This is a genomic window from Serratia sp. CY71090, assembly GCF_052166845.1.
Taxonomy (GTDB): Bacteria; Pseudomonadota; Gammaproteobacteria; order Enterobacterales; family Enterobacteriaceae; genus Serratia; species Serratia nematodiphila.
The window spans coordinates 112501-134817 of sequence record NZ_JBJNOA010000006.1 but is presented as its reverse complement, the minus strand read 5'-3'; the positions used below and the strand labels follow the sequence as shown (position 1 = coordinate 134817).

The 22317-nt window shown below is 60.1% G+C and carries 23 protein-coding genes and 1 pseudogene; 11 read left to right on the top strand and 13 right to left on the bottom strand.

All coding sequences use genetic code 11. From position 1 onward, the window contains the following. The first annotated feature begins 102 nt into the window (after positions 1–102). Positions 103–405: a putative quinol monooxygenase gene (locus ACJ8OK_RS13095; RefSeq protein WP_048794581.1), complete on the top strand. Its 303-nt coding sequence runs from the start codon at positions 103–105 to the stop codon at positions 403–405. 110 nt (positions 406–515) lie between these two features. Here ACJ8OK_RS13095 and ACJ8OK_RS13090 read toward each other — a convergent pair whose 3' ends face one another. The 7 genes from ACJ8OK_RS13090 to ACJ8OK_RS13060 all read right to left on the bottom strand — a co-directional run bounded on the left by ACJ8OK_RS13090 (position 516) and on the right by ACJ8OK_RS13060 (position 7608). After that, a complete protein-coding gene (locus tag ACJ8OK_RS13090) occupies positions 516–1076 on the bottom strand; it encodes a hypothetical protein (protein ID WP_442530628.1) in 561 nt (186 codons plus the stop codon). Beyond that, positions 1060–1626 carry a GNAT family N-acetyltransferase gene (locus ACJ8OK_RS13085; protein ID WP_442530627.1) on the bottom strand — a complete coding sequence of 189 codons (567 nt, stop codon included), beginning with the start codon at positions 1624–1626 and terminating at the stop codon, positions 1060–1062. Before ACJ8OK_RS13085 ends, ACJ8OK_RS13090 begins: the two co-directional genes overlap by 17 nt. 123 nt (positions 1627–1749) lie before the next feature. After that, entirely contained in the window at positions 1750–2469 is a 720-nt protein-coding gene (locus ACJ8OK_RS13080; protein ID WP_033633402.1) for an enoyl-CoA hydratase/isomerase family protein, read from the bottom strand. Further along, positions 2462–3634, bottom strand: coding sequence for an MFS transporter (locus ACJ8OK_RS13075; protein WP_033633401.1), 1173 nt, complete (start codon positions 3632–3634; stop codon positions 2462–2464). The genes ACJ8OK_RS13080 and ACJ8OK_RS13075 overlap by 8 nt, the downstream gene beginning before the upstream one ends. Continuing rightward, entirely contained in the window at positions 3631–4842 is a 1212-nt protein-coding gene (gene hemA, locus ACJ8OK_RS13070) for a 5-aminolevulinate synthase (protein WP_015377390.1), read from the bottom strand. The genes ACJ8OK_RS13075 and hemA overlap by 4 nt, the downstream gene beginning before the upstream one ends. 15 nt (positions 4843–4857) lie before the next feature. Continuing rightward, positions 4858–6069, bottom strand: a complete 1212-nt coding sequence (locus ACJ8OK_RS13065; protein WP_033633400.1) for an acetyl-CoA C-acyltransferase — start codon at positions 6067–6069, stop codon at positions 4858–4860. Between the two features lie 9 nt (positions 6070–6078). Continuing rightward, on the bottom strand, positions 6079–7608 hold the full coding sequence (locus ACJ8OK_RS13060) for a 3-hydroxyacyl-CoA dehydrogenase NAD-binding domain-containing protein (protein WP_442530626.1): 1530 nt from the start codon (positions 7606–7608) through the stop codon (positions 6079–6081). A 335-nt stretch (positions 7609–7943) separates the two neighbouring features. Here ACJ8OK_RS13060 and ACJ8OK_RS13055 point away from each other — a divergent pair, with 335 nt between their 5' ends. The 3 genes from ACJ8OK_RS13055 (at position 7944) to ACJ8OK_RS13045 (ending at position 10127) form a co-directional block, all read left to right on the top strand. Beyond that, positions 7944–8660, top strand: a complete 717-nt coding sequence (locus ACJ8OK_RS13055; protein WP_004927994.1) for a LuxR family transcriptional regulator — start codon at positions 7944–7946, stop codon at positions 8658–8660. 180 nt (positions 8661–8840) lie between these two features. Further along, the gene (locus ACJ8OK_RS13050; RefSeq protein ID WP_004927993.1) at positions 8841–9269 is read left to right on the top strand and encodes a universal stress protein; all 429 of its coding nucleotides are present in this window, start codon (positions 8841–8843) and stop codon (positions 9267–9269) included. Between the two features lie 177 nt (positions 9270–9446). Next, complete coding sequence (locus tag ACJ8OK_RS13045; protein ID WP_004927990.1) at positions 9447–10127, top strand: hypothetical protein; 681 nt, start codon at positions 9447–9449, stop codon at positions 10125–10127. A 45-nt stretch (positions 10128–10172) separates the two neighbouring features. Here ACJ8OK_RS13045 and ACJ8OK_RS13040 read toward each other — a convergent pair. The 4 genes and pseudogenes from ACJ8OK_RS13040 to ACJ8OK_RS13025 form a co-directional block, all read right to left on the bottom strand. Then, a pseudogene (locus tag ACJ8OK_RS13040) lies at positions 10173–11186 on the bottom strand (Ldh family oxidoreductase). Between the two features lie 19 nt (positions 11187–11205). After that, complete coding sequence (locus ACJ8OK_RS13035) at positions 11206–12771, bottom strand: APC family permease (protein WP_033633396.1); 1566 nt, start codon at positions 12769–12771, stop codon at positions 11206–11208. Between the two features lie 44 nt (positions 12772–12815). Then, positions 12816–14432 (bottom strand): aldehyde dehydrogenase (NADP(+)), encoded by a 1617-nt coding sequence (locus tag ACJ8OK_RS13030; protein WP_033633395.1) that lies wholly within the window; start codon positions 14430–14432, stop codon positions 12816–12818. 54 nt (positions 14433–14486) lie between these two features. Further along, positions 14487–15407 (bottom strand): dihydrodipicolinate synthase family protein, encoded by a 921-nt coding sequence (locus ACJ8OK_RS13025; RefSeq protein ID WP_033633394.1) that lies wholly within the window; start codon positions 15405–15407, stop codon positions 14487–14489. 29 nt (positions 15408–15436) lie between these two features. Between ACJ8OK_RS13025 and ACJ8OK_RS13020 the strand changes: the two genes are divergently transcribed. Further along, entirely contained in the window at positions 15437–15583 is a 147-nt protein-coding gene (locus ACJ8OK_RS13020) for a hypothetical protein (RefSeq protein WP_153303148.1), read from the top strand. Positions 15584–15614: 31 nt separating this feature from the next. On the opposite strand, the gene ACJ8OK_RS13015 is transcribed toward ACJ8OK_RS13020, so the two are convergent. Further along, entirely contained in the window at positions 15615–16469 is an 855-nt protein-coding gene (locus tag ACJ8OK_RS13015; RefSeq protein ID WP_031300114.1) for an AraC family transcriptional regulator, read from the bottom strand. Between the two features lie 389 nt (positions 16470–16858). On the opposite strand from ACJ8OK_RS13015, the gene ACJ8OK_RS13010 reads away from it, so the two are divergent. From ACJ8OK_RS13010 to ACJ8OK_RS12995, 4 genes are read left to right on the top strand one after another with little or no spacing between them, the layout of a single operon-like run. After that, a complete protein-coding gene (locus ACJ8OK_RS13010; protein WP_060559180.1) occupies positions 16859–17806 on the top strand; it encodes a 4-hydroxyproline epimerase in 948 nt (315 codons plus the stop codon). Then, positions 17806–18930 carry an NAD(P)/FAD-dependent oxidoreductase gene (locus ACJ8OK_RS13005; RefSeq protein WP_060559182.1) on the top strand — a complete coding sequence of 375 codons (1125 nt, stop codon included), beginning with the start codon at positions 17806–17808 and terminating at the stop codon, positions 18928–18930. The genes ACJ8OK_RS13010 and ACJ8OK_RS13005 overlap by 1 nt, the downstream gene beginning before the upstream one ends. Further along, positions 18927–19187 carry a (2Fe-2S)-binding protein gene (locus ACJ8OK_RS13000; RefSeq protein WP_004927966.1) on the top strand — a complete coding sequence of 87 codons (261 nt, stop codon included), beginning with the start codon at positions 18927–18929 and terminating at the stop codon, positions 19185–19187. Before ACJ8OK_RS13005 ends, ACJ8OK_RS13000 begins: the two co-directional genes overlap by 4 nt. Beyond that, positions 19180–20448 carry an FAD-dependent oxidoreductase gene (locus ACJ8OK_RS12995; protein WP_442530625.1) on the top strand — a complete coding sequence of 423 codons (1269 nt, stop codon included), beginning with the start codon at positions 19180–19182 and terminating at the stop codon, positions 20446–20448. The genes ACJ8OK_RS13000 and ACJ8OK_RS12995 overlap by 8 nt, the downstream gene beginning before the upstream one ends. 40 nt (positions 20449–20488) lie before the next feature. Here the strand turns inward: ACJ8OK_RS12995 and ACJ8OK_RS12990 are convergent, their stop codons facing one another. Further along, entirely contained in the window at positions 20489–20848 is a 360-nt protein-coding gene (locus ACJ8OK_RS12990; protein WP_004927961.1) for a hypothetical protein, read from the bottom strand. Between the two features lie 545 nt (positions 20849–21393). Here ACJ8OK_RS12990 and ACJ8OK_RS12985 point away from each other — a divergent pair. Then, positions 21394–21708, top strand: a complete 315-nt coding sequence (locus ACJ8OK_RS12985) for a hypothetical protein (RefSeq protein WP_033633390.1) — start codon at positions 21394–21396, stop codon at positions 21706–21708. A gap of 171 nt (positions 21709–21879) precedes the next feature. Next, positions 21880–22311: a hypothetical protein gene (locus ACJ8OK_RS12980; RefSeq protein WP_028128013.1), complete on the top strand. Its 432-nt coding sequence runs from the start codon at positions 21880–21882 to the stop codon at positions 22309–22311. The last annotated feature ends 6 nt before the right edge of the window (positions 22312–22317 follow it).

The window sequence follows — 22317 nt, the reverse complement described above, 5'->3', positions numbered from 1 at the left end:
ACCGAATTGGCAACCCGGGGATAGACCTGGAGTATGGCGCTTTCATCTCGGGAGTGAGGGCGATAAGGTGAGGCACGGCAAAACAGAATGCAGGAGCGCAACATGCTGAAGGTCATCGCTGAAGATTTTATCCACCCGGAACACATTGACACCGTTATGCCGTGGTATCGCGAGCTGGTGGAGAAAACCCGTCAAGAGCCGCTGAACATCAGTTATGAACTGTGCATCGACCAGCAGGATCCTGGGCATTTTATTTTTATCGAAAGCTGGCCGGATCGCGCCGCCCTGGACGCGCATTGTCAGACCGAGCATTTCACCCGGCTGGTGCCGCAGATCAATCAGTATCAACGCAAGCCTTGCACCTTCCTGTTTATGCAGGCATTTCCTGAAACAGGTGATAAATAGGCGAAAAAATCCCCGCAGGGGGCGGGGTTAATGGCTTCTCACACTATCTTGTTGTGATTAAAAAATAGGCTGATAATGATTTTCATTCTCTAAGAATGCTCTTAAATTAATCAACCCTGTGAATGATTCACCGCCTGCTTTTCGCTGGCGGTTTTAATGGCGCGCAACATACGGCGCCGTATCAACCCGCTCACCAGGCGAATAGCATACCAATAGGGGGTAAACCGCCGCCGGCTGGCGTCGTCGGGGCAGAAGATGCGCGTTTCCGTCACCAGACGACAGCGCCCACCCTCGGGGGGACTCACGATATAACCCAGCGCCAGTTTGGCGACGCCGGGCTGAGCGAAGGCCAGAAAGCCCGCCCCGTCGGCGACCTGCTCCAGACCGTATTCAGCCTGCCAAAAGCGGCCGATCAGGCCATAGACCAACGCGCTGTCATCCTGCTCAAGCAGGCAAAAGTTATGCAGGCCAAACGGCGGCGGGGTGGGCGTTCGGCGCGGCATTAGCCGCGCAGGCAATTCGCGCAGCGCTATCATGCTGCGGAAGAAACGATCGTGCCTGGGATCATAAGCGGCCACGGCCTCCAGGATCCGCGCCTGCGGCGCGGCGATGGCGATCGCATGCCGTTCCGAGAACTGGTATTGCCCAAGGTATTTATTCAGCAACGTCATGCCTTGCATTCTCCCGCCATTCACTTTGCAGCAGGGCGAAACCGAATTCGTCGCCCCATGCGCCTTTGAAAAACACGTTTTGCCGCCAATAGGCCTCGCGCCGAAAACCCAGTTTGCCGAACAGCGTGGCGGCGGCAAGATTACGCGCGTCCACCACCGCAGTAATACGGTGCTTCGCCAGCGGCCCGAACAGCAGAGCGATGACGGCGGTCATCGCTTCGCGCGCCAGTCCTTGACGCTGGTGGCTGGGCGCGAAGGTCACGCCCAGTTCAGCCTGGCGCCCCTCATCGAAGAAATGCACCGCGATATCGCCGAGCAACGCGCCGTCCTCGCGGCGTTCGACCGCCAGTTGAAACCAGCTGTCGTCACGGTTGAATTCGAGCCGCCGTTGCTGTGCGAAAAAGGCCTGTGCCTCGGCGGTGCTGTAGTCGCTCCAGCTTTGATAGCGCGCCACGTCAGGGTGGCTGCGGTAGGCGGTAAAGTGGGGCAGATCGTCGGCGGTGAACGGGCGCAGGATCAGTCTGGGGGTCAGCAGAGGCAAGTGGCGCATTGTTTTTCCTTATCAGCGCATTAGGGCTACCGGCAGTGTAGCCCAGCGCCGAGAGGCGGGCTGCGTAAAATGAGCGGTGGAGGACAAACGGGAAATGCCGGTTCAGGCGAACCGGCTGGGGCATTATCGACGGGCGGCAGCCTGACGCAGGCGCTCGACCGGGCCTTGTTGAAAATCGAATGAGGGGGCTTCTTGCCGCGCCAGCCCCTGACGCACGATGGCCTTAACCGCCTGGCTGGCGGCAAGATCTTTTCCGGCGATCTGCTCGGCGATGCGCAACGCTTCTTCCCGGGCCGAACTTGCGCTGATGCGGGAAATGGCGCCGTGTGACAACGCTTCCTGTGCGCCGACGGTTCTGCCGGTCAGCAGCCAGTCGAGCGCGACATAGGGGGAAATACGCGCCGGCAAGCGCGCGCACCCGCCTTGTGCGGCGACTAACCCGAGCCCGGTTTCGGGGAAGCTGAAGCGTGCGTTCTGGCCGGCGACGATCAGATCGCACGCCAGGGCCAGCTCAAATCCGCCCCCGTACGCGATGCCGTCAACGGCGGCGATGATCACCTTGGCGATCTGTGCATGGATCAGCCCGCCAAACCCCTCCGGCGTGACGATGGGCAGTTCACCCTGATGAAAGGCGTTGATATCCATGCCGGCGGAAAATACCGCCGGTTGACCGGCCAGGACGATCGCTCGCACCGAGTCATCGTTATCTGCCTGCCGCAGGTAGGTGCGGATCAGCTCGGCCATCTGCAGGTTGATGGCGTTCTTTTTTTCCGGCCGATTGAGGGTGATGACCGCAACCTGCTCGCCATGGCGTTCGTAAAGCACCGGCGGTGATTCACTCATTGCTGGTCTCTCCCCGGAAAAACAGCAGCGTCAGCAGCAGGGCGATGGCGCCGAGCGGCAGCGAAAACAGCGGCAGGTAATAGGCCGGCAGCGCGTAGAGCGCCAGGCCGCCCAGCATGCCGCCCGCCGCGATGCCGGCGTACAGCACCGAGCTGTTGAGCGATACGGTCAGCGCGCCAAAGCGTTTCGATAGCGACAACAGGTGATGCTGGATCGGCACCAGATACATCCAGCCGGTAATACCCCAGACCAGAAAGATGGCCAGTACCCACCAGGGGGAAGTGACATAGAAGGCCAGCAGAAACAGGGACAGCGTCTGGATCGCCACGGAAAACAGCAGCACGAACTTGCTGCCGAGGGCATCGGTTAACGCGCCGGAGGCAAAATTGCCGATCACCGCGCCAATGCCGAATACCAGCAGCGCGAGGGGCAGGATCGCCTGCGGGCCGAACTGGGTGTTTTTCAGCAACACGCTGACGTAGCTATAGACGATGTGTTCCGAACAAACGGCAAAAAAGGTGATCAGTAGCGTGGTCAGCACCGCCTTTTGTTTCAGCGGGGCGAGCCGCTCTTTCAGCGAATGCTTGCCCGGTGGCGCAATGGCCCGCAGCGCCAGCGACAGGCCCAGCAGCGCAATTGCCCCCAGCAGGGCGATGAACAGGAAAATTTCACGCCAGCCGATCAGTTTGGCGAGAAAGGTGCCGAACGGAATACCGAGCGCAATAGCCAACGTCATGCCCCCATAGACGATGGAAATGGCCAGACCGCGGCGTTTTTCCGCCACCAGCCCCACCGCGGCGGCGGCGGCCTGCGGCGTGTAACAAGCCGCCCCCAATGCCGCCAGCACTCTGCCGAACGAGATCTGCAGGTAGCTGGTGGCCCAGGCGCAGGCCAGGTTGCCGGCGATGAACAGCACCAGCGCCAACTGCAGGATATGCTTGCGGTTGACGTTGCCCAGCAGCCAGGCGGTGAGAGGGGCGAACAGCATATAAGCCAGCGCGAATACCGATATCAACTGCCCCGCTTGCGCGGGGCTGACGGCAAAGGTATCGGAAATGTCGCTGAGCACGCCGGCGACGATAAAGGCGTCGGTGCCGATGGCGAACGTGCCGGTCGCCATCAGACAGAGCGTGATCAGATGGCCGTTATAATCCGCTAACTTCATCCCGCCCTCCGCAGATCGTTCGCCGCCCAGACTCGTCCCAGCGCCGCCAGGAAGGTCTCCACGTCGGCATGGGAGTGCGCCGAGGTCGGCGTCACCCGCAGCCGCTCGCTGCCTGCGGGCACCGTCGGTGCATTGACCGGTTGCACGTAAATATCGTGCTCATCGAGCAGCACTTTACTGATGTGTTTGTTGCGGTGCGGATCGCCGACCAGCAGCGGCAGGATATGGCTGTCTGCCGACACCAGCGGGATGCCGGCGGCGCGCAGGCCGGTTTTCAGGTGATCGACGATCGCCAGCAGGTGTTTGCGTTGGGTGTCATGCTCGAGGTTGTATTTAAAACTGGCCAGCGCGGCGGCCACCACCGGCGCCGGCGACGAGGTGCTGAAGACGAATGCCGGGGCCCAACTGCGCACCGCCTCCACCACCGAACGGGGCGCGGCGATATAGCCGCCCGCCGCACCGTAAGATTTGCCGAACCCGCCCTGAATAATGGTGATTTTATCCAGCAGGCCCAGTTGTTCGGCGTAGCCCAGCCCCCGTTCGCCATAGACGCCGGCGGAGTGGATCTCGTCGAGATAGGTCAGCGCCTGATACTGCTCCGCCAGCGCCACGATCTGCGCCAGGGGGGCGAAGTCACCGTCCATGGAATACAGCGACTCGAAAGCGATCAGCTTTGGCCGCGCCGGATCGGCGGCCTGCAGCAGCTCGGCGAGGTGTGCCACATCGTTGTGGCGGAAGATTTTTTTCTCCGCTTTGCTGTAGCGGATACCGTAAATCATTGAGGCGTGATTCAGCTCGTCGGAGAACACGATCAGATCGGGAATGGCGTCGCACAGGGTGGATAAGGTGGCATCGTTGGCGCCGAAACCGGTGGTGAACAGCAGCGCCGACTCTTTGCCGTAGGCGCTGGCCAGCAGCGTTTCCAGCTCGCTGTGGTAGACCGAGGTGCCGGAAATGCTGCGGGCGCCGCAGGTGCCCAGCCCGACCCGATTAACCGCATCGGTGGTGGCCAGCAGCACTTTGGGGTGGTGGCTCATCGCCAGATAGTCGTTCGAGCACCAGACGTTGAGACGGCGCTCACCGTGATGGCCGTGGCTGGTGGCCCAGGGTTTGTCCTGCACGCCGCGTTCAAGGTTGAGGAACTCGCGAAAACGCCCCTGTTTTTTGGTTTCCGCCAGCTTTTCTTCAAGAATGTTCAGTACGCTCATCGTATGTTCCTTGTGTTAAACGGCTTTAAGGTTTAATGACAGCCCCTGACCGACGCCAACGCACATCGTCACCAATGCGTTGTTCGCCTGTTGGTCGCGTAATTCCAGCGCTGCCGACAGCACCAGACGCGCGCCGGACATCCCCAGCGGATGACCGAGTGCGATGGCGCCGCCGTTTGGGTTGACCCGCGCGTCGTTGGCGCCGATACGCCAGTGTTTCAGCGCCGCCAGAACCTGTGAGGCGAACGCTTCGTTAATCTCGATGATGTCGAAGTCGTTCAAGGTGAAGCCGCCGCGCTGCAGCAAGCGCTCGGTGGAGGCGATCGGCCCCAGCCCCATCAGCGCCGGTTCCACGCCGGCGGCCGCGCTGTCGCCGATCTCCGCCAGCGGTTGCCACCCCTGGCGCTTCACGTAGCGACCGGAAGCCAATAGCAGCGCGGCGGCGCCGTCGTTGATGCCGGAAGCGTTGCCTGCCGTGACCGAACCGCCGGCGGAGAACGCCGGTTTCAGCGCCTGTAGCTGTTGCAGCGTGCTGAGCCGGGGAAATTCATCCTGCGCGAATGTGCGGGTCGTTTTACGATCGGCCGGCACGTCCACGGGCGTGATTTCCCGCGCCAGCCGGCCGCTTTCGATCGCCCGGCGGGCCTTCTGCTGCGAGGCCAGCGCGAACAGGTCCTGTTCCTCGCGTGAGATATGTTGCCGTTGGGCTACGTTTTCCGCCGTGATGCCCAGCGGATCGCTGCCGTAGCGCTCCGCCAGCCGCGGGTTGACAAAGCGCCACCCCAGCGTGGTGTCGTACAGCTTCACGCCTTTGTCGAACGGCGTTTCGCCTTTGCTCAGCACATAGGGCGCGCGGCTCATGCTTTCCACACCGCCGGCCAGAATCAGTTCGCTGAGGCCGCTGCGGATTTTCGCCGCGGCGTAGATCACCGCATCCAACCCGGAGGCGCAAAGGCGGTTGAGGGTGATGGCAGGCACCGACGGATCCAACCCGGAAAGCAGCGCCGCCATGCGGGCGACGTTGCGGTTGTCTTCGCCGGACTGGTTGGCGCAGCCCAGGACCACTTCGTCCAGATCGGCTTCCGCCGCCGGATGGCGCTGCAGCAGGCCGCGAATGATCGTCGCCGCCATGTCGTCGGGGCGGGTATGCGCCAGGCTGCCGCCATAGGCGCCGATCGCCGTGCGCGTGCCGTCGATCAGATAAACGCCGTCATCTTTAATGCTCATCATGGATCCTTAAGGCGTGGTCGTCAGCGCCGGTTGCGCGGCGTGCAGAAGGGTGTAATGCGGCGCATAGCGCGCCGCGTGCAGCAGCTGCGCCAGATTGCTCAGCGTCGTCCTGACGTTTTTCTCCCCCAGTTTGCCGAGCCAGTCGAAAATGCCGCCGGCGTAGTTAACGCCCGCGACGGCGGCGACATCGATGTCTTCCCGGCTGCAGACGCCGCTTTCCACCATGATCACCGACTCATTGATCAGGCTGCTGAGGACGCGGGCGACGATAAGCGCCGGAGAGTCCTTGATAAATTCAACCTGCGGGATTGCCGTGTGCAGCAGGCGTAAAAACAGCGCCTTATTGGCCGCAGAAGCGTGGCGGCTGTGCGCCGCCACCAGATACGTGGTGTCGGCGTAGTTCAGGGCGACATCGACCACAAAGGCATCCGCTGCCGTCTGCTCGGCCAGTTGGCTCGCCGTGCGGCCATCGGTGATGCTGACGGTGAAAGCGTCATTGATCTGGACGGCCGCTCCCAGCCCCGGTAATGCCGGCCGTTGTTCCACGCGCAGCTGTGGCCACTGAAGCGCGGCTCGCTGCTGCAACAGGGTAAAAAAAGGGTGCTCGCCGTAAACGCGCAGCGTCTCGACGTCTGCATTGTTGGCGGCCGTCACCGGCGGGGCGGTTTCTTCGGCGGCAAAATAGGAGCGGCCGTTCTTTTTCCCCAACAGACCGGCATCGACCAGTGAACGCTGCAGATGACCAGGGGTATAGCGCGGGTCGTATTGCATGTCCTGCCAGATTTGCCGGCTGACCTGATAGTTGATGTCTTGGCCGATAAAATCGGTCAGCTCGAGCGGCCCCATGCGGAAGCGCCCGCCAGCCTTGAGGGCGCGGTCGATCTGCGCCGCGCGCGCCACATGTTCTTCCAACAGGCGGAACCCTTCCAGGTAGTAGGGGCGGGCCATGCGATTGACGATGAACCCCGGCGTGGCCTGGCAGACGACATCGCGTTTCCCCAACGCCGCCACCAGTTGGCGGCAGCGTTCCGTGGTGGCGTGCGCGGTAAAGTAGGCCGGAATGATTTCAATCAGCTTCATCAGCGGCGCGGGGTTGAAAAAATGCAAACCGATAAAGCGTTCGCTGTGCGTTACCGCCGTTGCCAGCTTGTTGAGCGACAGTGAGGAGGTATTGGTGGCGATCAGCGTGTCGGGCTTGACCACTGCGGCGATGGCCGCCAGCACCTCAAGTTTGGTTTGTTCTTGCTCGGCGATGGTTTCTATCACCAGCTCGCTGTCGGCGATGGCCTCAAACACGGAAGTGAACATCAGATTGGCCAGCACCGCGTCTTTATCCCGCAGCGCGATCTTGCCCTGTTCGACTTTCTTGTTCAGGTCTTGCGCGATATATTCGCGAGCTTGATTGAGGGTATTGCCGTTGCGATTATAAAGCATCGTGGGAATGCCTTTTTGCGCGAAAAGATAAGCGATGCCTCTGCCCATCGTTCCCGCGCCGATAATCGCAGCCGATTGAATTGCCGCATTACTTTCTGCCATAGAAAATCCCCGTCACTGTATGCCATGCGAAATTCGCAAATGCTTATTATCTCTTTGGATTTACGGCGGCACTGGGTGCCTGTCTGGAAAGTAATTGGTGGTGTCCTGGCTGTCTAACGGTAGAAATGACAGGTTTACGTGTCGAGGAGAGTATGCTATTCGCGTAGTTTTCCTGTTCGGCGCAATAAAAAGGCTTATTTTAAGGGGAATAGCTGTTTTCGTTATAGCGTTGGTATTTTTTATTATATGAAACGGCTACTGGCGCCGGGCGGCGATATTCTATAGTGAATCTGACCTATCGATAAATCGGCATCGCTATCTGGAGAATCTGCGTTATGGATACCCGCACTCAACGGCTCATGGCGGAGGTGATTGGCAGCCTGGCCGATCGCGAATGCTTTCTGACGCAGCTGGGGCCCTGCGCCGAGGCGTTGGGGTTTGATTATTTCTCCTACATCGTGTTTTCCTGTTATCCGGCCAGCAGCCCCAAGATGCTGATCGAAGGGAATATTTCAACGAACTATCTCGAGGATTATCGGCGGCAGCGGGTATATTTGCAGGATCCGGTTATTGAGCGTGCTCACCATTCCACGCTGCAGTTTCAGTGGGACGAAAGCTTTTATCATGAGCGGCCGACGCTTTGGCGGCGTATGGCGCAATTCGGCTTGTGCGCCGGTTGGTCGCAGTCGGTCAAGGATTGCTATGGCAGGTTGGGGATCCTGACGTTTGCCGGTAAAGCGCTACCTGAGCAAACGCCGCAAGCGCGTGCGGCAAATGAAACTTTTTTCCTTTGGCTGGCGCAAACCGCCCATAAAACGCTGCGGGAGGCCTTGATATCGGTGAATGATGACGCGATAAAAGATGTGTTGACGCTGCGCGAAAAAGACATTTTACGCTGGAGCAGCGAAGGGAAAACGGCGGAAGAGATCGCGTTGTTGATGGGGGTGAGCGAGCGCACGATCAATTTCCACATCGGCAACTCGATTAAAAAGCTTTCTGTCGCCAATAAGACCGCCGCTACCGCCAAAGCGGTTTATTTACAGCTAATTTAATCTCGAGTAATAAATAATTAATCGCCTATCCGTTATCGGTGTAATGTTTATATTTTGTTAAATTAAAAACTATCCTTGTCAGTATTTACCCCTCGATCACAAAAGCGTGATAAAGCGATTCACCGCGCCCGTGCGCGGCAGTATTCTGTTGGCACCCGGTTTACATAGAAAGGACGTGATATGTACAAGACTATTTTAGTGCCGATCGATATTGAAGAGGATCTGTTGACCGAGCATGCGCTGAAGCATGTGGAATATTTGGCGAAGATGTCCGGCGCTAAAGTGCATTTCTTCCATGCGCTGCCGGATGCCTCGGCTTTTGTTACTGCCTATTCGTTCGGCCTCAAGGAGTTTGAGAATCAGGCGGAGGTGAAGGCGGTGGATAGACTGAAGAAAATCATGTCGGAAATCGATCTGCCGTTGGATCGCCTCAATTACACCGTCAGCTTCGGTTCTGCACGCGATCAGGTGTTGGAACTGGCGGAAGAGATCGACGCCGATCTGATCATCATCGGTTCGCGTCGCCCGAGCGTGAAAACCTATCTGCTGGGGTCCAATGCCGCCGCTATCGTTCGCCATGCCAATATTTCGGTGATGGTGGTCAGATAATTCATCTTAAACTCACCGTTTTCGGGCACGTTCTGCGGTTACCGGCCGGCTGCAGAGCGTGCTTTGCGTTTTATTGCCATCCCAGTCTGAACTGCTACGATTTTAGCTGACGTTTTTATGCCAACCGGGCCACCGGCCTTGCGCATATTTTTCATTTCAGCCAGAAGAGGGGCAGCTATGCCATTAGAAGTCGATGGGATTATCAGAGGCGATCGGGGCAGTGAACCGAGCCGTTGGCAACATGCGTCAACCAAACCGCTTATCACGCTAACCTGGCACCACACCATTCCCTGGAACTGTTTGCGTAATGTCTGGAATGGTTTGGTGGCGGGGCAGCATTGGAACGCGCTGGACGAGTTTATGAATCTGATCGGTGTGCCAAACCGCGCCGCGGTGCTCAAACAGATCCAGAATAAAAACCTGCAGGATCGCGATGGATTACACACTCTGGTGACCTGGCAAGGATGGAATATCGTCGAGGGGCCAGGTAATGAGTATCGCGCGCAGGGGGACGATCCCGGTGAAAACTTCGACGGTTGGTCGGGTAAGGGGATGAGCACTAATCAGCAAGCGACGCTGCAGCAGGTCAACGTGTTGTATCAGGTGATGGCGCCGCTGGGAAGCCGTGCGCTGGACGCCGCCAGACAGGCGCCGCCCATTACTGCGGAAGAAGCAGACGTCTTGCAACGGACGATTAAACAGACCCGCCCAACGTTGCGAGGAAAGGAACCGATCCGGTGGCAAGAAGACATGTGGCATCAGGTGCAGCCGGGTAAAGAGGCGAAACACTTCGCACGCTGGGACACCAAACCGGTATGGCGCAAGCGCCTGCACAGCGACATGGCTCAGGCTGGATAAGCCTCTCCCCGCGCCGGGTTGCCGGCGCGGGGCATAAATCCAGCGTTAATCGCACAGCGCCACTATTTCGTCGTACAACGCCTTGGGGATTTCCACGCCGTATTGCTCGCTCTGGCGCCGTTGCCGATAACGGCGTTCGCCGGGGATGCGGGCGCCTTGCGCCTGCATATCGGCAAACATCGCCTCCGCTCCGGCGAAATATTTCGCCTTATCCGCACCGAGAAAACGCTCGGGATCCAACGCGATGACCAGCTCACCACCGTAAGGCGACGAACCGGTGCCATCGTCATAGGCCAGCGATTCCTTGCTGGTCATATCGCCGATCAGCGGCCCTGCCAGCAATTCAACCATTGCCGCCAGCGCCGAGCCCTTATGTCCGCCGAAGGTCAGCATCGCGCCCTCCAACACGCTGGCGGCATCGGTGGACGGATTGCCTGCCTTATCAATGCCCCAGCCTTCAGGCAGCGGGGTGCCGGCGCGGCGGTGTAATTCGATTTCGCCGCGCGCCGCCGCGCTGGTGGCCATGTCGAACAAAAACGGCGGCCGATCCGGACGCGGCCAGCCGAAGGCGATGGGGTTGGTGCCGAAGAGCGGTCGCGAACCGCCGGCCGGCGTCACCCAGGCGTGGCTGGGCGTGCAGGCCAAGGCCACCAACCCCTGCTCGGTCAGCGGTTCGATATCGGCCCACAGCGCGGAGAAATGCACGCAGCGGTTGATCGCCAGCGCGGCGACACCGTTGGCGCGCACTTTCTAGATAAAGGCCGGCAGAGCGGTGCGGTAGGCCAGCAGGGAAAACGCGCCGCCGGCGTCGGCACGCAAGATGGCCGGCGCCTGGTCGAGCAACCTGGGCATCGCATCGGCAGAGACCTTGCCTGCCCGCAGCGATCGTACGCAGCCCAACAGCCGGTACAGCCCGTGAGAAGCGCAGCCGTCGCGTTCGCCCTGGGTGACATTTTGCGCCACCGCCTCGGCATGCGCCTGATTGAAACCGTTGCTGCGCAGCGTACGCAACGCCAGTTGATAAGCCTGTTCCAGCGACAGCACATGCATGGATGTCATTTCGATGTCCTCCCTGGGTTCATTCTTCTTCATCGCCGATAAAATTGGCCTGGGGTAAACAGGTATAGGCGCCCCAGTAGTAAATCGCCAGCGCAATCACCGCCATGGTGAGGGTGTCCCATGGATGAGCAATAGCGCCGATGCCGCCGAAGCTGCTGAGGTAGGAAAGCCCGATCACCAGCGCATAGAAGACGATCAGCCACAGCGAGGACCAAATTTGCTGCCTGAGGCTAACGGCGTGGGTCGGCACCTGATTCTTGAACAGGATGTAGATGAAGAACATCAGGATCTGCAAGCCGAGCAGCCAGGAGACGGTGTCCCAGCCGGACCAGAAGACGATCAGCGCCGAAATGATAAACGACAGCGGGCCGAGCACGCAGAAACCGCGGACCCGGAACGGACGCGGCATATCGGGCGCATTGCGCCGCAGCCCGGCGGCGGTGACCGGGGCGATGGCGTAGCTCAGCACCAGTGCGGCGGACACCACGCCGATCAGTTTTTCCCAGGATGGGAACGGCAGCGTCCAGAATACCGAGAGAGCGAAGGTCAGCCACAGCGCCGGGCGAGGAATACCTGACTCGGCGTCCACTCGGGTGAACAGTTTGAAGAAGGTGCCGGCGCGCGCCCAACCGTAGATCACGCGGGGCGTGGCGTTCATATAGATATTGCCGGTGCCGCTCGGCGAAACGATCGCGTCGCTGACCACCAGAAACGCCAGCCATCCCATGCCCAGCGTGATGGCGATGTCGCGGAACGGCAGGGAGAACTGTTGGCTGATGCCGGCCCAGCCACCGCTCAGCATCTCGCTGGGGATACTGCCGAGAAACGCTATCTGCAGCAGCACATAGATGATGGTGGACAGCACCACCGACAGGATCAGCGCGATGGGAATGGTGCGCTGCGGCCGTTGCACCTCGCTGGCGACCGAAATGATCGGCGTCAGGCCGAGGTAGGCGAAGATGATGCCGCCGGCGGAAATGGCGGCCTCAACGCCGGCGGAACCGAAGGGAGCAAAGCCCTGGCTGTGCAGGTTTTCCGGTTTGAAAAAGCTGAACAACACCACGATCACCAACAGCGGCACCAGAAACTTCAGCACGCTGATCAGGTTATTGGATTTGGCGAAGGTTTTGACGCTGTAATAGTTGAGCGCGAAGAAAAAGCACAGCAGCGCCAGCTGCACCAGCCAGCCGATCGCGGTTGGATCGCCGGAACCCGGCTGACTGAGGAACGGGAACCAGGCGGCGGCGTACTGCCGGGCGGCGACGACTTCGATGGCGATCAGGCTGGAGAAGGCGATCAGCGTGATAAACCCCAGCAGATAACCCATCAGTTCGCCGTGCGAGAATACCGGATAGCGAATGATGCCGCCGGCGCGCGGCAGGGCGGCGCCCAGCTCGCAGTAGACGATGCCGAGCAGCAGCACCGCCAGGCCGCCGATCAGCCAGGAATAGATGCCGGCCGGGCCGGCGATGGAGGAGACATGGCTGGCGGCGAACAGCCAACCGGAGCCGAAGATGGCGCCCAGACCGATGAACGTCAGGTCGGTGAGCGTAAGCTGCTTCTTGAATTTGCCTTGGGTTGTCATGGTATTACCCTTTTGTTATTGAGTGGCAGGCAGATGCGGCCGGGCTAATTTGGGGCAGGTGAAACCAGGGGGGCTCGGGTGTAAACGCCGTTCACCAGCCGCAGCAGGTTGAGCGGGTTGGCGTCCTGCAGCGCCGGCGGCAACAGCGCCGCAGGGGTGTTTTGCAAACAAACCGGCCGCAGGAAACGCTCGATGGCCAGCGTGCCTACCGAGGTGCCGCGTGCATCGCTGGTGGCCGGGTAAGGGCCGCCGTGCACCATGGCGTCGCACACTTCCACCCCGGTCGGATACCCGTTGAACAGCACCCGACCGGCTTTGCGCGCCAACAGTGTCGTCAGACCGGCGGCCACATCGAGATCGTCGTCGTCCGCCAGCAGCGTGGCGGTCAACTGACCTTGCAATGCCGCCAGCGTCGCATGCAGCTGCGCTTCGTTATCCACCGCCACCAGGATGCTGACCGGGCCGAAGACCTCTTGTTGCAGCAGCGGGTCAGCCTGCAGCAACAGCGCCTCTTCCGCCTGATAAAGCTGCGCCGCCGCCCGAAGCGTGGGCGTTTCGCTTCGGCCTGCGAGACGCCGCATACCTGGATGGGCATCGAGGGCTGCCAGCCCGTGACGGTAGTGCTCCAGCGTGCCGGCATTCAGCATCGGCTGCGGCTCGGCGGCGTTAACCAGGGCGCTCATCGTTTCGGTTAACCGATCGAAGGCGGCGCCGCGCAGCGCGACGATCACGCCGGGCTTGGTGCAGAACTGACCGCAGCCGAGTGTGAAGGAAGAGACCAGTTCCTGCGCAATGCGCTGCCCGCGCCGCGCCAACGCCTTGGGCAGGATCACTACCGGATTGATGCTCGACATTTCTGCGAAGACCGGTATAGGTTGAGGGCGTTGCATCGCCAGATCGAAGAGCGCCCGGCCGCCTTGCAGCGAGCCGGTGAATCCCACTGCCTGAATCGCCGGATGTTGTACCAAATCGGCCCCCACGCGATTGCCGAAGATCATGTTGAAGACGCCGGCGGGCATCCTTGTGCGTTCCCGAGCGCGCTCGATCGCCTGAGCGGTCAGCTCGGCGGTGATCATATGGCCGCTGTGCGCCTTGAACACGACCGGGCAGCCGGCGGCGAGCGCGGCGGCGGTATCACCGCCCGCGGTGGAAAACGCCAGCGGGAAGTTGCTGGCGCCGAAGACCGCCACCGGGCCGAGCGCCGTGCGGTATTGACGCAGATCGGGGCGCGGCAGGGGGGAACGCAGCGGCAGCGCGCAGTCGATGCGCACGCCCTCGACGTCGCCGCGCCGCAGCAGCGTGGCGAACAGCCGCATCTGGCCGCTGGTTCTGGCGCGTTCGCCGCTCAACCGCGCAGACGGCAAGGCCGATTCCTGCATGGCGAAGGTGAAGAAAACATCATCCAATGCGTCTAACTCTTCGGCGATGGCGTCGAGAAAGTTCGCGCGTTGTTCTGCACTGAGCTGTGAATAGGGCGCAAAGGCTGCTGCGGCGGCTTCTGCGGCGGCGGCGGTTTCTGCCGCCGTGGCCTGGTGGAAGCGGTAGCCGGTTGGCTGACCGTCGTCGGCGCGCAGGCTACACAGCGACGCTTCCCCTTCGGCGCGGCGTTGGCCGCCGATAAATTGTTGGCCGCTGATGGCGGCGTAGCGATCGTTGGGCATCGGTTCCCCCGGTGGATAAAGCATGACGCCCGGCATGGCCGGGCGATGAAGGCGTCACAGGCCGACGTTCGGCAGCGCAGGGCGGGTGGCCAGCGCTTTATCGATCACGGCGTTGATCTCGGTGAGCGTTTCTCCCTGCAGCGCCAGGCGCGGAGGGCGAGTGACAGCGCTGCCGCGGCCGACCCGCTGTTCGCAGAGTTTGATGCACTGCACCAGATCGGGGCGGGCATCGAGGTGCAGTAGTGGCATAAACCAGCTGTATAGCGCCAACGCTTCCTCATAGCGTCTTTCCTTCGCCAGCCGGAACAGGGTTTCCCCTTCGCGCGGGAAGGCATTGGACATGCCGGAGATCCAGCCTTGCGCGCCGACGGCGATGCTTTCCAGCACCACATCGTCCAACCCGGCGAACAGCACGAAGCGATCGCCGACTTCATTGCGCAGGTCGATAAAGCGGCGGGTATCGCCCGACGAGTCTTTGAAGCACACGATGTTCTCGCAGTCGACCAGCGAGGTCAGAATGTCGGGCGTGACGTCATTTTTGTAAATGGGAGGGTTGTTGTAGACCATTATCGGCAGATCGGTCGCGCCAGCGACGCTGCGGAAGTGCGCGGCGGTTTCGTGCGGTTTGGCGGAGTAGACCAGCGCCGGCATCACCATAATCCCGTCGACGCCGGCCTTTTGCGCTTCACGCGCCATGTTCTGCGCGAAGGCGGTGGTGAACTCGGCGATGCCGGCGATCACCGGCACTTTACCGTCGGCGGCGTCTTTCGCCACCTCGATCACCGCCAGCTTCTCCTGCACTGTCATCGAGGTATTTTCACCGACGGTGCCGCACACCACCAGGCCGGAGACGCCGTCGCGCACCAGGTTTTTGATCACCGTATGGGTGGCGTCGAGATCCAGAGAGAAATCGTTGCGAAATTGGGTCGTCACCGCCGGGAATACGCCGCTCCAGCTTAGAGTTTTATGGCTCATCGTGTTTGTCCTGTCGTCCGAAAGTGTTAATGAAAAGTGAATCTTTGGTAAGGCTCACCGACAGATTGACCGGTATTGCGCAGGGAGGCTTGACGCTTTTCGCCGATTGCCGCGACGAAATTGGCACAATCGCGGCGGAAAACGGGCGTGAAAAATCGGGCGTCGGTACGCCGTGAGAAGAGAGGGTTAACGGGGTAAATCAGCGCGTTAAGCGGAAAGCGTCAGGCGAAAATCGCGCGGCGTGGAGCCGGTCATCGCTTTGAACTGACGGCTGAAGGCGCTGTGATCGGTATAGCCGCACTGCAGCGCGATGTCCGTGATCGGCAGATCGCCGGCCAGGAGTTCCGTGGCCTTTTCCAGCCGCACTTTGTGGATCATCTGGCGCGGGGTGAGGTGGAAGATACGTTTGCAGTAGCGTTCGATCTGCGCCACCGATAACCCGGTCAGCGCCGTCAGCTCTTCAAGCGCGATCGGTCTGGCGTAGTGGCGGCGGATATGCACGTCGATCGCCGCCAGCCGCTGGTAGGCCGGGTGATTGGCTCTGGCCTCCTGCAGATCGTGAGAAATACCCGCCATACCGATGATTTTTCCCTGCGCGTCATACAGCGCCAGCTTTTGCGTCAGGCACCAGCCGGTTTCTCGGCCGTTGTACAGGTGCATTTCCAGCTGATCCTGGATCAGCACGCCGTGGCGCAATACCCGCAGATCCTGCTCGGTATAGCCGGATCCGAGCTGAGCGGGAAAAACGTCGGCGGAGGTTTTGCCCAGCAGCGGCGTGACGGTTTTGAAACCGCAGCGCCTGGCCAGCGTCAGGTTGGCCAGCAGGTAGCGAGCCTGGGCGTCTTTGATAAAGAACACCACGTTGGGGATCGCGTTCAGCAACGGCGCGATCAGCGCCAGCGTATTCAGCAGATCGCGCAGGTTGTTCGGGCGCTGCTGCGCCAGTCCGTCGCACAGGCGCGACAGATGTTCGACGGCAAAAACGTCCTCCTGCTCCGGCAGCCCCACAAGCGAAGGCGGCGAGAGAGAAACCGGAGGCGGGTAGTCTGAAGTGGATCGCATAACAGTCCCTTTTCGGTCGTTAGCCGGAAAAACAGGCGGGCCAGGTTGGCGCTTTCGCATCAATATTAACTTTTTTGTAACGAAGCAAGCGCTATTTCCGGCGGGCTGCCAAATATGCGGATTGCCGCATACTTTTGCCGGACGGTGTTTGGCGGTTGCTTGAAAACTGCGGCGTTTCTCGCTACGCAAGGGTTTAGCATGAAAATAACGACATGATAAATAAGTCATTATTATGACAACCGTTAAACTCATACCCGCGACGCGTCAGGCCTGACGTTTGTCACTGTGCTGATTTCTTCATTCGCTGCGCCGAAACGCATCAAGCCGTCATGCTCACATTCGTTCAGGCTAATGCCATTGGTAACATCTCATTAACCCAGGAGACGCCGATGGCACTTTCTGCGCATATCACCGCTTTGCGGGCGATCGATTCTCATACCGGCGGAGAGCCGACCCGCCTGATCGTGGAAGGTTTTCCCGATCTCGGCGAGGGTAGCATGGCGGAACGGCGGGCGCGTTTCGCACAACATTATGACGATTGGCGCTGCGCGGTGATGCTCGAACCGCGTGGCAATGACGTGCTGGTGGGGGCGTTGCTGTGCCGCCCCTGCTCGCCACAGGCCACCGCCGGGGTGATCTTCTTTAACAACAGCGGCTATCTGGGCATGTGCGGGCACGGCACTATCGGGCTGATCGCTTCGCTGGCTCATCTGGGGCGCATCCACGCCGGGCGCCACCTGATCGAGACCCCGGTCGGACCGGTAAGCGCCACGCTGCATGATGACGGCAGCGTCACGGTGGAGAACGTGGCGGCTTATCGCTATCGCCGCCAGGTGCGGCTTGAGGTTGCCGGTCACGGGGCAGTGACGGGTGACATCGCCTGGGGGGGCAACTGGTTCTTCCTGATCGGCGAGTCACCGTCGCCCATCGATAAACACAATCTGGAGGCCTTGACCGCGTTCACCTGGGCGGTGCGGCAAACGCTGGAACAGGCGGGCATCCGCGGTGAAGACGGCGGTGCGATAGACCATATCGAACTGTTCGGTGACGATCCGCAGGCCGACAGCCGCAGCTTCGTGCTGTGCCCCGGCAAAGCCTATGACCGTTCTCCGTGCGGTACCGGCACCAGCGCCAAACTGGCGTGTCTGGCGGCGGACGGCAAACTGCCGCCGGACACGCAGTGGCGGCAGGCCAGCGTGATCGGCAGCGAATTCCAGGCCTATTATCGTTGGAACGGCGATCGCATTGCCCCCTTTATTCGCGGGCAGGCCTATGTGTGCGCCGATAGCCAACTGCTGCTCGACGAACGCGATCCCTTCGTCTGGGGGATACGCTGATGGGCGCCGAGCGGGGAGCCGATGTCATCGTGGTCGGTGCCGGTATCATCGGCGCCGCTTGCGCCTGGCGGCTGGCGCGGGAAGGGTATCGTGTCTCGGTGGTGGACGATCGCCGCGCCGGCGCCACCGCCGCCGGTATGGGGCATCTGGTTTGCATGGACGATAATCCTGCCGAGCTGGCGTTGAGCGCTTATTCGCTGCGGTTGTGGCGCGAAGTGACGGGGCGCATGCCGGAAGCCTGCGCCTGGCGTGGCTGCGGTACGCTGTGGTTGGCGGATCAAGCGGATGAAATGGCCATCGCCGAGCAAAAGCGGGCGCGGCTGGCGGAGCAGGGCGTGGCCGCGGAACTGCTGACGGCAGAGCAGATCGCCGTCATGGAGCCGATGCTGCGGCACGGCCTGGCCGGCGGACTGCGGGTGCCGGGCGATGGCATTCTGTATGCGCCGTTCGCGGCTCGCTGGCTGTTGGCCGACCGTGGTGCGGCAATTGACGTGGTGCATGGTGAAGCGACAGCGTTGGAAGAGGAAGCCGTGCGGCTGGCGGACGGCAGACGTCTGGCCGCGCCGGTGGTGGTCCTGGCCTGCGGCCTTAGGGCCAATAGCCTATTACCGCAGACTTTGCTTCACGCCAAGAAGGGCCAGCTGGCGATCACCGATCGCTACCCGCCGCGGGTGCGGCATCAACTGGTGGAGCTGGGGTATGGCGCCAGCGCGCATGCCAGTAACGGCACGTCGGTGGCTTTCAATGTGCAGGCGCGGCCCACCGGACAATGGCTGATCGGCTCTTCCCGCCAGTTCGACGCCGTCGATTCGGCGTTGGACATGCCGCTGTTGGCGGCAATGCTTACGCGTGCGCAGCATTTCTTGCCCGCACTGGCGCAGATGAACATCATTCGCTGCTGGACCGGGTTGCGCGCCGCCTCTGCCGACGGGCTGCCGCTGTTGGGCGTGCATCCGCGGCATTCCTGGCTGTGGCTGGCTTTGGGGCATGAGGGATTGGGCGTCACGACTGCGCTCGGCAGCGCTGCGCTGATTACTGCGCAGATTGGCCGGCAAACGCCGGAGATTGACGATTCCCCGTATTTGGCTGCGCGGGCGTTTGCCGCCGAGGAATTGCCTGTATGAATGAAAGACAAAATACGATCGCGTTGAGCATCGATGGAGAACACCGGCGGGTGCCGGTTGGTCTCAGCGTTGCTGCGGCGCTCAGCCTGTGCGGCGACGATCGTTGTCGGTTATCTGTTTCACACCAACCGCGGGCTCCCTTTTGTGGCATGGGCGTTTGTCAGGAGTGCCGGGTGACCATTAACGGCCTGCGTCGGCTGGCGTGCCAAACGCTGTGCCAAGCCGGCATGCGCATAGAGAGGAACGATGATGAGTAACTTCAATTGTGAGGTGCTGATCGTCGGTGCCGGGCCGGCCGGCATGGCGGCTGCGCTGGCCGCTGCGGAAAGTGGTGGCCAGGTGCGAATGATTGATGATAATCCGCATCCCGGCGGGCAAATCTGGCGCGACGGGATGCAGGTGGCTTTACCTGAAACGGCGAACCGCTATCGGCAGGCGGTGGCGGCGCGGGAAAATATTGCGCTGCAGTCTGGCTGCAAGCTGGTGGCGCAGTGTGGCGCTAACCGATTGGCATATGAAGACGCCGAGGGCTGCGGCGTGATTCGCTATCAAAAGCTGATTTTATGCAATGGCGCGCGTGAACTGTTGTTGCCGTTTCCCGGCTGGACGCTGCCGGGGGTGACCGGCGCCGGTGGTCTACAGGCGCAAATCAAGCAGGGGTTGGCGATCCGTGGCGAGCGAGTGGTGATCGCCGGCAGTGGTCCGCTGCTGTTGGCGGTGGCCGACAGCGTGAAACAGGCCGGCGGAGAGGTGGTCATGTTGGCGGAGCAGGCGCCGCTGTGGCGGTTGGCGGCTTTCGCCGGCGGCCTGTGGCGCTGGCCGGCCAAGCTGCGTCAGGCTTTCTCTCTGATGCCAAGCCATTATCGTGCCGGTAGCCGGGTGCTGGCGGCCTTGGGGCAAGAGCGCTTGGCGTCGGTGCGTGTCAATAACGGCGGGCGGGAAAGTACGGTGGCCTGCGACAGGCTGGCCTGCGGTTTTGGTCTGGTGGCGAACATTGAGCTGGCGATGCTGTTGGGGTGTCGGATAAGGCATGACGCCGTAGCGGTGAATCATTGGCAGCAAACCAGTCAGGTGCAAATTTTTGCTGCCGGGGAGTGTACCGGCATCGGCGGCAGTGAATTGGCGCTCACTGAAGGCGCCATTGCCGGTTATGCCGCCACCGGGCAGCGGGAAAAGGCAGAGCGCCTGGCGGCGCAGCGGCGGCGGTGGCGGCGTTTCGCCACGGCGGCGGCAAATGCCTTCGCACTCGATGAGCGCTTGAATTCGCTGGCCAATCCGCAAACGTTACTGTGCCGCTGCGAAGACGTTACGTTGGAACAGGTACGCCATCAGCCGGATTGGAACACGGCTAAGATGAGCAGCCGCTGTGGTATGGGGGCATGCCAGGGTAAAGTCTGCGCAACGGCGGCGAGGCAGCTTTTGGGCTGGCCTTTACCGTCGCCGCGTGTGCCTTTAACGCCGGTCAGGACGGAAACGCTGGTTGCGCTGGGGCTGAACCGATGTGATGACGATGGTTGAATGGGTTAGCGGCATCTCGCCCCAGGCAAACGCCGCTACATTACCATTGCGGCCAATAGTAGGTTTTCTCCCGCCAGCCTTTGCCGTACATACAGGCTTCGATGGTGGCGTCTCGGGCGGACTGATTGCGATCGGTCTGCACTGTTTTAATCGACGGCTCCTTGTCGTAGCGGTATCCCGACGGACAGTCTTTCTTATTCTTCTCGCAAGGAATGTATTTGTTTTCGTAGCTGAACTCCACGTCCCGCACCACGTCCGGGGGGAAGCGATCGTATCCGCGGCTGCGGCATTCGGCATATTCGGCATTCCGGGTACTCTCAACCGCGCCAGGCCTTTCCCATTGGGTGCAGGCGGTCAACATCAATAACGGCAAAACAATCAAACAACGGCAATTCTTCATGGTGTCCCTAACTCTTTCTCTATCCTGAGGCTCGCAGCCTAGGAATGTTCCTAACTGACGAGGTAGGAAAGTGTAATAAACTGGCGGAACAATTGGAAATGATAATGGTTATTGTTTAGGTGTGATTGAGGAAGTGTCGCGTTGAGAGAGGATGTGGCGCATTGAGGGCAGTCTGTAAGGATCCGCGACCTCACGGCGAGGGCTGGACGATGTGGTATTGATTTTATTCATTCTCTTTATGCCGCAATGATCCGACCGCAATTGCATCGTTTTAATGAGGGGAAATAATATGCAAGCTAAGTATTTTATTATCCGGTATGACTATTATTTTTATTTAGGATATTTACCCATGTCAAGGATTTAATGCTCAGTATTAATACCTTATTTTTTTATTTCTGTTTTTTTATTGGGGTTTTATTTTCAGGTTTTTTCTGGGGAAGACTTTTTAGTTACAGGGAATTCATTTGCATTTTAAATTTGGATTTTTTAAATTAATTTTAGAGGAAGGATAACCGTACGCGACAGAGTCAAAAAAGGAGTTTATTTTGTCTGGGATAAAGAAAACGCCTGAAAGTCATGACGGTTTACCTTCACCATCAGAGGATTATGATACTTTTAAGCACCTCTCCGATGTTGGCGCCGTGTTGGGATATGGGCGAACCCGCTTTTATCAGTGGTGCCGTGGGCGCGGATTTCTAACCCCGATGAACGTTCCGTCCCATGAAATGATCAGCCTGGGATATATGGTGGCGGTGTTATCAGAGACCGGTCATACCCGGGTTTATGTCACGCAGGATGGTTTCAGTTACGTCAGTGGTGCTTTTGCGGCAGATATCCAACGTGGCATGATCAAGTTTTAAATCTGCAAGAATCGCCTTTATTTCAATGGCTTTAATGCAGAATCTTCTTATCCCTGCAGGTCCGTGAGAGGAGTGGGAAGTTATCCGATTTTTTCGTCTCTGCGGTATGAAGGCTACTGGAGACAGCTATTCTCTTGCTACGATAAGCATTATTTTCTTCAGGAGCCAAGGATGAAGCATTACGCCGCGTTGTTATTTGCCTCTGCACTGCTGACGGGGTGTGCGACTCAAGCCGTACCGCCGCAACAGGCTGAGTTGCCCCCCCCAAGCCGTCTGATGCTCTATCAGAATATCCCGGATACGCCTTACGCTACGGTGGTCGTGGTGCGCGACAGCGGAATGCTGGCGGGCAGCTGCCGCACTGGCGTCTATGTGAATGGGGAGTTTGCCGCTTCACTCGAGGCAAAAGAAAAAGCAGAGTTTCGCGTGCCGCCAGGCAATATTTCGGTCAGTATCGGGCAAGATATGATCGAGAACTCTCTATGTATTTGGCGTGAAACCAGCGGCAGCGTGCCGATGACGCTGCGCGCCGGTGAAAGCCGCTATCTGCGCATCGCCGGCGATCGGCAGCGAGGCTTCGTGTTGCAGGCAGGGCGGCCGTAACAGCCC